At 65.5% G+C, this 10,713-nt stretch carries 12 protein-coding genes and 1 pseudogene; 8 read left to right on the plus strand and 5 right to left on the minus strand.

The window, feature by feature from the left end:
• A partial coding sequence (locus H596_RS0118155; protein WP_027286076.1) for an IS5/IS1182 family transposase occupies positions 1-323 on the plus strand: 323 nt, incomplete at its 5' end.
• Between the two features lie 108 nt (positions 324-431).
• On the opposite strand, the gene H596_RS0118160 is transcribed toward H596_RS0118155, so the two are convergent.
• From H596_RS0118160 to H596_RS23610, 3 genes are all read right to left on the minus strand, one after another.
• On the minus strand, positions 432-794 hold the full coding sequence (locus H596_RS0118160) for a PaaI family thioesterase (protein ID WP_051213394.1): 363 nt from the start codon (positions 792-794) through the stop codon (positions 432-434).
• A gap of 65 nt (positions 795-859) precedes the next feature.
• Entirely contained in the window at positions 860-2,002 is a 1,143-nt protein-coding gene (locus H596_RS23605; protein WP_084602993.1) for a CaiB/BaiF CoA transferase family protein, read from the minus strand.
• A gap of 15 nt (positions 2,003-2,017) precedes the next feature.
• Positions 2,018-2,842, minus strand: a complete 825-nt coding sequence (locus tag H596_RS23610) for a helix-turn-helix domain-containing protein (protein WP_169579893.1) — start codon at positions 2,840-2,842, stop codon at positions 2,018-2,020.
• Between the two features lie 237 nt (positions 2,843-3,079).
• Between H596_RS23610 and H596_RS0118165 the strand changes: the two genes are divergently transcribed.
• From H596_RS0118165 to H596_RS23615, 6 genes are all read left to right on the plus strand, one after another.
• Positions 3,080-3,844, plus strand: a complete 765-nt coding sequence (locus H596_RS0118165; protein ID WP_027286078.1) for an SDR family oxidoreductase — start codon at positions 3,080-3,082, stop codon at positions 3,842-3,844.
• Between the two features lie 4 nt (positions 3,845-3,848).
• On the plus strand, positions 3,849-4,994 hold the full coding sequence (locus H596_RS0118170) for an acyl-CoA dehydrogenase family protein (protein WP_027286079.1): 1,146 nt from the start codon (positions 3,849-3,851) through the stop codon (positions 4,992-4,994).
• Between the two features lie 2 nt (positions 4,995-4,996).
• Positions 4,997-5,485 carry a MaoC family dehydratase gene (locus H596_RS0118175; RefSeq protein WP_037302000.1) on the plus strand — a complete coding sequence of 163 codons (489 nt, stop codon included), beginning with the start codon at positions 4,997-4,999 and terminating at the stop codon, positions 5,483-5,485.
• Positions 5,485-6,669, plus strand: coding sequence for a CaiB/BaiF CoA transferase family protein (locus H596_RS0118180; RefSeq protein ID WP_027286081.1), 1,185 nt, complete (start codon positions 5,485-5,487; stop codon positions 6,667-6,669). Before H596_RS0118175 ends, H596_RS0118180 begins: the two co-directional genes overlap by 1 nt.
• 667 nt (positions 6,670-7,336) lie before the next feature.
• Complete coding sequence (badI, locus tag H596_RS0118185) at positions 7,337-8,119, plus strand: 2-ketocyclohexanecarboxyl-CoA hydrolase (protein ID WP_027286082.1); 783 nt, start codon at positions 7,337-7,339, stop codon at positions 8,117-8,119.
• A gap of 96 nt (positions 8,120-8,215) precedes the next feature.
• The gene (locus H596_RS23615; protein ID WP_169579894.1) at positions 8,216-9,205 is read left to right on the plus strand and encodes a Bug family tripartite tricarboxylate transporter substrate binding protein; all 990 of its coding nucleotides are present in this window, start codon (positions 8,216-8,218) and stop codon (positions 9,203-9,205) included.
• Here the strand turns inward: H596_RS23615 and H596_RS25025 are convergent.
• Both H596_RS25025 and H596_RS25030 read right to left on the minus strand, forming a co-directional pair.
• A complete protein-coding gene (locus tag H596_RS25025; protein ID WP_408735292.1) occupies positions 9,192-9,503 on the minus strand; it encodes a transposase in 312 nt (103 codons plus the stop codon). The two genes, H596_RS23615 and H596_RS25025, sit on opposite strands and share 14 nt — an antisense overlap.
• A 49-nt stretch (positions 9,504-9,552) precedes the next feature.
• Positions 9,553-10,317 (minus strand): annotated as a pseudogene (locus H596_RS25030) (IS5 family transposase); the annotation flags it as partial.
• 127 nt (positions 10,318-10,444) lie between these two features.
• Here H596_RS25030 and H596_RS0118195 point away from each other — a divergent pair.
• Positions 10,445-10,713, plus strand: a 269-nt coding sequence (locus H596_RS0118195; RefSeq protein WP_037302001.1) for an IS5 family transposase, incomplete at its 3' end; no start/stop codon positions are given.

Below are 10,713 nucleotides of genomic sequence, written 5' to 3' on the forward strand. Positions count from 1 at the left end.
CGCACTACGAGGCGCTGATGGCGGCGCGCGACAGCGACCCCGCCATCATGCTCGCCGACAAGGGTTACGACAGCGACCCGATCCGGCAGGATCTGCGCGACCGCGGCGCCGTGCCGGAGATCCCGACCAAACGGAACCGCCACGTCCAGCACAGCGTGAGCCGTCCGCTCTACGCACTGCGCAGCCGCATCGAGCGCTTCATCAACCGCCTGAAGAACAGCCGCCGCGTCGCCACCCGCTACGACCAGACCGCCGACAGCTTCCTCGGCTTCGCCACACTGTCCTCAATCCGACTGTGGATCAGGTTTGTCCACGCGGCCTAATGAAATCAACCCGTTAAGGGCAACTTAACTACAAAACTGTTTGTAGTGGTGTGGGAAAGGAAACCGGAAACGAACAGTCTCTGTCATCCTTTCGGCCTGCATGACTTCTCAACCGATCCCGCTCTTGTCCTTCGGTGCGATGGTCATGACCGTCGCCCGACCGCTCGCTACTAGGCAATCCTGTGAATCGTAAACGTAGGCCTCGGCAGTCGACAGGGTCCGCCCTTTTCTAACGATCCGGCTCTTGACCAACATTGGGGCGGACGCAGGGATCGCATGGTAGTCGACTCTGAGGTCGACCGTCGCGGCTAAGGTCTCGGACGTCGCCATCACAGCGAAGACCGCACCGCTGTCGACGAGACCCGCCAGCACGCCGCCATGGACGGCCCGGCGCTCCGGCGCCGAGATAAATTCCTCCCGCCAGGCAACACGGATCTCGACACCATCCTCGCCTGCTGCCTGAATACGCATTCCCAGCCAGGAGTTATGCGGGCTTCGGTCGACTAGGTACTGTAGGCGGGCGACTGCCTCCGAACTCATGGCAGAACGCCCGCTTCGCGCAGGGCCACCATCCGGTCCTGCCCCAACCAGCCGTCAAGAGCATTCATGGCCTCATCAGGCGTTGCCGGCTTCGGGGGCCCCGGCGGCGTCGGGACCGTGCGGCTGAAGCGTGGCGCGGGTGCCGGTTGAACGACACCATCAATTTCGATGTAGGTCTGACGGGCCTTCATATGCGGATGACGCGCAGCTTCCTGCATCGTAAGGACCGGTGCAAAGCAGGCATCCGTACCCTCCAAGACAGCGCACCATTCGTCTCGCGTTCGGGTTGCGAAGATCGCCGATAGACGAGCACGCGCCTCCGGCCATCGTGCCCGGTCCGATTGGGGTGGGAAGGTCTGCGGATCGATGCCGAGTCGGCGCAGCAGTTCCGAGAAGAATCGACCTTCGATCGGCGCCACCGACACATAGCACCCATCTGCGCAGGCGTAGCAGTCGTAGAATGGGGCACCGGAATCCATAAGATTCACCCCGCGCTCTTCACGGATAATGCCCGCAGCCAGAAGCCCGTGGAACGTCGTCATCAGGTGCGCCGTCCCATCGACAACCGCTGCATCGACCACCTGACCCTTTCCGGACTGACGCGCCTCAAGCATTGCAGCCAGAAGCCCGATGGCAAGGTAGAGGGAGCCACCGGCGTAATCACCTACGATGTTTAGTGGCGGCGAAGGCGGCTGTCCTTCGCGCCCGATGGCGTGCAACGCTCCGGTCAGGGCAATGTAATTGAGATCATGTCCCGCGGCCTGCGCGAGCGGACCGTCCTGCCCCCAACCCGTCACCCGGCCGTAGATGAGGCGCGGGTTGCGCGCTAGGCAGTCATCGGGGCCGAGGCCGAGACGCTCGGTCACCCCGGGCCTGAAACCTTCGATGAGTGCATCGGCTCTTTCAACGAGTTCAAGCACCAGATCCCGGGCAGCCGGCTGCTTAAGGTCGAGGGCAATCGTCCGTCGGCCTCGCAAGAGCAGGTTGTATCGGAGTGGTCGCTTGAAGCCGAGCTCCGGCGGATCGGGGCGGTCGATCCGCAGCACCGATGCGCCGAGATCCGCCAGGAGCATCGCGCACATTGGCGCGGGTCCGATGCCGGCAAGTTCGATGACCTTGACGCCAGCGAGGGGTCCCACTCTTACCTCCACTCCTTAGGTGACTTTCTGACGCACGAAGGCGCGGTCCTGCTGCAGGGCCACGCGCGGAAGAGGGCGAGGTATCCTTCCCCTGCCGGTCGCTGTGATGGGCGGCTCCCGCCGCAGCCATACTTCGCATTCCTCCCGCATAGCCGCGGCGAGTGCCGAGACGCGCGCCCCAAGGCCGGGTGCGGGCACGCTGAGCGTCAGCGCGAGAAGCCCGCCGCAGTCACTCGCCGTCAGAGGCATAGTGACGTGCGCACGTTGCTCGTCCTTCGGATCCGGCAAGGCGATCCATCCACGTCGCCGCAGGATGGCCACATCATGTAGAAAGGATGAAGGATCGACGCGTGGCATCTTGCTGGCAGCCGCTTCGGCATTCCATCGATGGAGAAGGCGGCGGATTTGCGAATCGTCGCAATCAATGAGCAGGCATCGCCCGGAGGCTCCTTCGATCATCCACTCCCTTCGCCCTCCGAGCGCGCCCAGCCAGGCGCTGGTCGCGACGATCGCCTCAGCGCGGTCCCCATTCCGCGCCATCACCGCTACACATCCGCCAGTGCGTTGCGCGACACTGTCGATGAGCAATCGAAGGGGCGGCATGCCGCAGAGTTCGGGCGCGATCCAGCCACCGCCGAGAAGTGGTACGCGGAGCGTTGGCGCATAGCGTCGCCTCGCAACGTCGCGCGTCAGATAGCCCAGCGAGGTTAGGCTCCTGAGAAGCGCCCGGGTACTCGACTGCGGGTAACCAAGCGCCGCCGCCACTTCCCAGGCCTCCACCGGCCGACGAACCGCATCGAAGAACTCCAGGATTTGCAGGACGCGCGCCGCCGACTTCACGACCGAGTCGCGCTGCGTACCAACCCTCCGGCGACCGGGACCTGGATCCGGGTGCTGCCTCTGCCCTAGCCGCACTCCTCTCCTCCACGACCATCTGCGGCCCGCCCATTCGCGCAATCCTGGGGCTTGCGCCGATCTTGAACGACGTTCTATATTTCGAACACGGAGCACGACCCGCCGTCAAGACGAAGCGGGAAAACTCGGAGGACCGCCTCCGAAGCTAAGGGAGTGAAAGACATGCGAGGCCTGGCCGGACGGCGGATAATTCTCACAGGAGGCGCGAGCGGCATCGGCCGCGCCACAGCACTCCGACTTGCCGATGAAGGCTGTATCGTCGCTGTCCTTGATATTAACGGCGATGGCGCCCAGGAGACCGCCCGTCTCGCGGCGGGCAAGGCCGGCACGATCGCTGCCCACACCGCTGACATCTCTGACCAAGACGCGGTGACCGCGGCGGTCGATGCCTTCGAGGCCACGCATGGGCCGGTCGAGGGCATGGTCAACGTGGCTGGTTGGGATCTGCCAATCCCCTTCCTCGAGACAGACCGCGCTTTCTGGGACAAAGTCATACGCATCAACCTCTACGGCGTGCTGGTGATGCATCACGTCGTGCTCCGCCGTATGGCGGAGCGCGGCTTCGGGCGCGTCGTCAATGTGTCTTCCGATGCAGGGCGCGTCGGCTCCTCTGGCGAGTCGGTCTATTCCGCGTGCAAAGGCGGCATCATCGCTTTCACGAAGACGATGGCCCGTGAGATGGCGCGCAATGGCATCATCCTTAACACGCTTTGCCCTGGCCCGACCGAAACTCCACTGTTCGACGCCTTTCGCGCTGCTTCGCCCACCGGCGGCAAGATCGCTGAGGCGCTGGCACGCGCAATTCCGCTAAGGCGTTTGGGGAAGCCGGAGGACTATCCCGGCATCATCGCCTTCCTTCTTTCCGATGACGCGGCCTACATGACGGGACAGACGATCAGCGTCTCTGGCGGCCTGACCATGAGCTGACGCCATGACCTTCGCTCTCTCCCAAGAACAGATCGAGGTGCGAGACCTAGTGCGCCGCGTCGCGCAGGAGCGCGTCGCCCACCGTGCAGCCGAGATCGACCGAACAGCAGAGTATCCGCAGGACATGTTCGATCTCCTGCGAGAACTCGGCCTCTTCACACTCCCTTTCCCGCCGGAATATGGCGGGTCGGGCAGCCTTCTCTCCGCTGCCGTGGCGATCGAGGAGCTCGGGCGTGTGTGCTACAACACCGCCTATCTCCTGCTCGTGCAGTGGGCGCCTCTTGGGGCCATCCTCGCGGGCGGAACACCCGAACAGAAGGCATGTCTGCTGCCTGGCCTGGCGGACGGACGGCTGCGCGCCGCATTCTCGCTCACCGAGCCACAATCCGGTTCCGACGTGGCCGGCATCAAGACGCGCGCTAGGCGCGACGGCGCCAATTACGTCCTCAACGGCAGTAAGATCTGGTGCACGAACGCTGGGGTCGCGGACTTCGTGCTCATCGCCTGCAAGGTAGACGAGGGAGACGAGGTCTCATTCTTCATCGTCGAGCGCGGCACGCCTGGCTTCACGGTGGGCAGCAGGGAAGACAAGATGGGGGCGCGCGGCGTGCCCTCCTACGCCATCTTCCTCGACGATGTGCGGCTGCCTGCACAGAACCGCCTCGGTGGAGAGGGTGGCAAGTTCAAGGATGTGATGGAGGCGCTCAACCAATCACGCCCGCTGATCGCCGCGCGCGCAGTCGGCTGCGCCCAAGGCGCGATGGATCACGCCGTCGCCTTCATCAAGGGCCGCCGCGCCTTTGGGCAGACCGTATCGGACTTCCAGGGCGTGCGTTGGATCGTCGCTGACATGGCCATTCAGATCGAAGCCGCGCGGCAGTTGACTTACGCGGCAGCCGCAGCGGTCGACGCCGGAAAGCGCGGCGCTGAAATGGCAACGCTCGCCGCAGCGGCCAAGTGCTTTGCGAGCGACGTGGCAATGAAGGTCGCAACTGACGCCGTCCAGCTCTTCGGGGCTGCAGGCATTTCCAACGACTACCCGATCAACCGCTACTTCCGCGACGCCAAGGTGCTTCAGATCATCGAGGGCACCAACCAGATCCAGCGCAATATCGTTGCGCGAAATATCATCGGACCAGGGAAACGTTGACCATGCCTGCAGCCTCAAGTGGCGATCTTCCCGTCCTCGGTATCGGCCAATTCTTCGAGGACATGCCGGTTGGCCGCAAGTTCCGCACTATCGGCCGCACCGTGACGGAACCCGACATCGTCGCCTTCATTAACTGCACTGGCATCACTGAAGTTCTGTTCACCAACCTCGAGTTCCTCAAGCACGAAAGTGATATCAAGGGCCGCCTTGCGCCGGGCGCCCTCGTGTACTGCTTCGCCGAAGGCCTGCTTGTCCACGCAACGATGCAGCACACAGGTTACGCCTTTCTCGGCATGGAGCTCAAGATCGAGAATCCCGTGTTTGCCGGAGACACCATCCATGTCGAGGTGGAAGTCACCGAGAGCCGTCGCTCAAAGAGCCGGCCGAACCGCGGCATCGTCACGACCCTGAACCGTGTGGTGAAACAGGACGGATCTGTCGCGCTCACCTACACCCCGACTCGCATGATCAAGGCACGGAGCGCCGGCTAATGAAGGCAGGCGAAGGTGGGCCGCTGGCGGGTGTCCGGGTCGTCGATCTGACGGTCAACATCTTGGGCCCCGTCGCCACGCAAGTGCTTGGCGACATGGGGGCGGACATCGTCAAAGTCGAGCCGCCCACCGGCGACCCGATCCGCTTCATGGGCCCAAGCCGCAGCCCCGGCATGAGCGTCTTCTTCCTGAACACTAACCGCAATAAGCGCAGCGTCGTCCTGGATCTCAAGAGGCCCGAGGCGATGGACGCACTGCTGCATCTCGTGGATGGTGCCGATGTCTTCGTCCACAATATGCGGCTCGGTGCGGCGGAACGCCTAGGTCTTAGCTATGCCGCGCTCGCCAAGCGCAATCGACGACTCGTCTATGCGGCGGCCACCGGCTTTCGCCAGAGCAGCCGTTGGCGCGATAAGCCTGCCTTCGATGACGTGATCCAGGGCATGAGCGGCATCGCCGACCTGGTTGCCCGGCGCGATGGCAAGCCGGGCTTCGTCCCGATGGCCATCGCAGACAAGTTCTGCGGCTTTGCATTCGCCTCGGCCATCGGCATGGCCCTTTACCGCCGCGAACGCACTGGGGTCGGCCAGGAGGTTCACGTGCCGATGCTCGAGACGATGCTCAGCTTTAATCTTGTGGAGCACCTTTGGGGTGCAACGCTGGACGATCCCTCGCTAGGCGTCGGGTATGTAAGGATGCTAACCCCCTTCCGCCGTCCGCATGCGACCGCAGATGGGTATATCTGCCTGCTCGCAAACACAGACGAGCAATGGGCACGCCTCTTCGTTGCCATCGACAGGCCCGAGCTTGCGCAGGACGCGCGTTTCGCACGGCTCGAACAGCGCACGCTGAACATCGCTGCGCTGTACGAGATTGTGACCGACGTCATGCGCACTCGCACGACCGCGGAATGGCAAAGACGCCTAGACGCCGCCGACATCCCAAACGGACCGGTCCTCTCGCTCGATAGTATGCTGGATGATCCCTATCTGAACGAAACAGGCTTTTTCCAGCGAGTCGAGCACCCGACCGAAGGGCGGATGATTACCACCACTGTGGCCACCGAATTCTCCGAATCACCGGGCAGTATTCGCCGCCTCGCGCCGCGCCTCGGGGAGCATACGGCCGAAGTACTTCGCGAAGCAGGCCTGCCGGAAGCAACGGTGGCGGCGCTGACCGCCTAGCACTGCATGGCTGTGTTGAGAAGCGGCTGAGCGTGGTCGCAGTTCCGGTGGCATGTGAAGCGATTGAGGCATGGCGATGGCACGCGGATGTGCGGCCTGGGTGGACGAGTTGGAGGCGTTGCCGGAGCGGTTCCCGGACAAGCTCGACCGCCGTGCGCGCCGGCACTCGGCCCCGTGGTACCTGCGCGGATTGCCGCCGCCGAGCGAGCGCAAGAGTGTACGGCCGTGGTGCGCTCGCCTCGCGCTGCTCGGGTCCGGCTCGGTGGCCGGCGCCGTCGGCGCCACGGCCATCTCGCGCGAGCTGGCCGCCAGAATGCCACCCCTGGAGCCTCTTTGGCGCCAAGCGAGGTGCCGCGGCGTTGATCACTGTCGAGCAGCTGAGCTGCCCTTGACTGGTCCGTCACGAGAATGGCGAGTCTTCCGATCCGGAAAGGCACCTGCGTCACGTTTCAGCTGATGGACGGCGCTGGATGCGACGATCCATACGACCGTGCAGATGAGGAGAGTGCACGTGACGTAAGCCTTGAATACGTCTCCAGACCATCCATCAAGGACAGCGACAGAACGACAGCTTTGGGCGACGAGACCGGCGACCATTTGATGGCAGTTTTTGGATGCTCCACGGCAGATCGGCCTCGCCATGATTGGTTGAGCTGAGGGAAGAGCCATGCAGTACGAGGACATCCTGTTCGAGGCGGCCGAGGGCGTCGCCACCATCGCGATCAACCGCCCGAAGGTCATGAACGCCTTCCGCGGCCGCACCTGCGAGGAGCTGATACACGCGCTGAACCGCGCCGGCTGGGACAGGTCCGTCGGCGTCATCGTGCTGACCGGCACCGGCGACCGGGCCTTCTGCACCGGCGGCGACCAGTCGGCGCATGACGGCAATTACGACGGGCGCGGCGTCATCGGCCTGCCGGTCGAGGAGCTGCACTCGCTCATCCGCGACGTGCCGAAGCCGGTCATCGCCCGCGTCCAGGGCTATGCGATCGGCGGGGGGAACGTGCTTGCGACGCTCTGCGACCTCACCATCGCCTCGGAGAAGGCGGTGTTCGGCCAGGTCGGCCCCAAGGTCGGATCGGTGGATCCCGGCTTCGGCACCGCCTACCTGGCGCGCATCGTCGGCGAGAAGAAGGCGCGCGAGATGTGGTACCTGTGCCGCCGCTACACCGCCGCCGAGGCGCTGGCGATGGGTCTCGTCAATGCCGTGGTGCCGCACGAGCAGCTCGACGCCGAGGTGGCGCGCTGGTGCGCCGAGATCCTGGAGAAGAGCCCGACCGCCGTCGCCATCGCCAAGCGCTCCTTCAACGCCGACACCGAGAGCATCCGCGGCATCGGCGGCCTAGGGATGCAGGCGCTGGCGCTCTACTACGCCGGTGAGGAATCGCGGGAGGGCGTGCGCGCCTTCAATGCGAAGCGCAAGCCGGACTTCGGTCAGTTCAGAAAGTAGGCTCGACACGGGTGTCATCTTCGCCACACACCAGCGCAAATAGCAGTGCTGGTGCGTTCGGCGGCCAACAACATGTCAGGAAGGGGACGCATAGACATGCAGCGCCGCGGCCTGGTGGGATTGGGGGCATGGCTTGCGACGGGAGCCATGGCAGCGATGCGGGGTGGTGCGGCGCAGGAGCACTTCCCTAGCCGTCCGATTCGTATGGTGATTGGGTTTGCCCCCGGGGGGCCCACCGATGTTGTCGCCCGCCGCCTCGCCGAGCAGCTAGGAAGTGAACTGGGGCAACCCGTGGTGGTCGAGAATCGCACCGGAGGTACTGGCTCGATCGCCGCGATCGATGTCGCGCGCGCGCGGCCGGATGGGTATACGCTTCTCCTCACCACGCCATCAGCTCATGCGATCTTCCCTCAGATAGTGGAGAAGCCAGGCTACGATCCGCTGAATGACTTCGCGGCGATCGGCCTTGTTGCCCTCGCTCCGGTTGCAATCGCGGCCCATCCTTCCTTTCCTGCACGGACGGTGCCCGAGTTGATCGCCTTGATACGAGATAATCCGGGACGCTTCTCCTATGCCTCAGGCGGCGCGGGAGCAATCACACATCTCGGCATGGAGCTGTTCCTTCGCCAAGCAGGCGGCTTGAAGTTGGTGCACATCCCCTACCGTGGTGATGGACCTGCAGTGCAGGACTGTGTCGCCGGCCACGTTCCGCTATTCGTCGGAATCCTTGCCCCAATGATCGAGCATCACCGGGCGGGACGGCTACGGATTCTTGCCACGCTGACTGAGCAGCGCTCCGAGGTGACCCCCGACGTAGCGACTGCCGTTGAGCACGGCGTGCCAGACGCGGTGGCCAATACCTACAACGCGCTACTTGCTCCGGCTGGTACGCCGGCACCATTGATTGGGAGGCTCAATGCTGCGCTTCGCCGTGCAACAGAGACCGCGGAGTTCCGTGCCTTCCTGCGCAGCATCTCGGCCGAACCGGTGAGCGGAACTACGCCTGAGCACACGGCTGCCTATATCCGCAGCGAGTATGCCCGCTGGACGCCGGTGATCCGCGCTTCTGGCCTCAGGATCGAGTGAGGGGACGCCGTAGCTCGCAGGAGACTTCTGCGAAGCGCGGATCGGTGGCTCCGACCGGCGCGAGAGGCGTGGCGGAGCGCCGGTTCGCCCTGCGTTGGCGCCGCCCTCGACGCCTCAGCGGTGAGTTCCGGGCACACCGCCCCTGTCGGGGGGCGAGCCGGGCGGCGCGGCGCAGGTTGAGCGCGATGCAGAGCAAGTGCAGGTGGGCGCCGTTGCGGACGAGACCGCGGTAGCGGACGCGGCGCCAGCCGTAGCTGCGCTTGAGGGTGCCGAAGGCGCGCTCGACTTGGCCTCGGATCGGGGGGCGCGACGTTCATCCAGCGCTGCCAGGACACCGACCGCCGGCGCGGGTGGGCGCGGTGCATGATGCCGTCGGCGACGCCGACCTTGGCCAGCGCCTCGCGACGGGCGGTGCTGTCGTAGGCTTTGTCCGCGAACACCGCGGCCTCATCGCCCTGGATCGAGGCGTCGGCCGCGAGGCTGTCGCCCACGTCCGCGCCGGTCAGGATCGCACCGCGCACGAGGTCGGTGCCGAGATCGACGGCGAGGTGCGCTTCGAAGCCGAAGAAGCTCTTCTGCCCGCGCCGGGTGAAGCCCGCATCCGGGTCCCTGGTGGAGACCTCGCCCTCGCTGAGGGCCGGGCGGGCCACCGCGACCTCGACCAGCGCCGCATCGATGGGTGTGCCGGCCTTCAGCACCAGGCCCCGCGCGTCGAGCTGGCGGTTCAGCTCGCCGAACAGCGCCTCGGGCAGCTCGCGCTCGGCCAGCGCGGCGCGGAAGCGGCAGAGCGTCGTCTCGTCGGGCGTGCCGTCGTCCAGGCCGAAGCCGCGGAAGCGGCGGAACGACAGCCCGCCGGCCAGCGCCTCCTCCAGGCCCGGGCCGGAGAGCCGATACCACTGGGCCAGCAGGGACGCCTTGAACAGGGCCAGGGGTGGGTAGCCGGGGCGTCCACCGGGCGCGCGAAGCGGCGCCAGCAGGCGCTCGAACCAGCTCGGGTCGATCAGCCCAGCGATCCGCTCCAGCCGTCGGTTCACGCCCGCGCCCGTCGGCAGCAGCGCCTCCGCAAGGCTGGACTGACCTATGCGCCGCTGCGCCAGCGCCGCCCCCCCCACACCCTCGCCGATCCGAAGCGCATCAGCGGACGGCAGCGTCAGCAAGGCCTTTACTAGGCTCAGGACCCATTAATCTGCTTGCGGCGACGCGGGCGGACGTGATTCTGAACGGGGCGGAGGTGCCCTCATGTCCGTCCCGTTCCTGCTCACCGCGGCGCAGATGCGGCGCATCCGGCCGCACTTTCCGCTCTCGCACGGCATCCCGCGCGTGGACGACCGCCGCGTCCTCAGCGGCATCATCTTCGTCATCCAGGGCGGACTGCGCTGGCGCGATGCCCCGCCGGGCTACGGCCCGCACAAGACCCTCTACAACCGCTTCGTCCGCTGGAGCCGCATGGGCGTGTTCAGCCGCATCTTCGCCGCGCTCGCCGGCGAAGCGGGCGAGCCCGACCGGCT

Source organism: Rubritepida flocculans DSM 14296 (assembly GCF_000425365.1).
Taxonomy (GTDB): domain Bacteria; phylum Pseudomonadota; class Alphaproteobacteria; order Acetobacterales; family Acetobacteraceae; genus Roseococcus; species Roseococcus flocculans.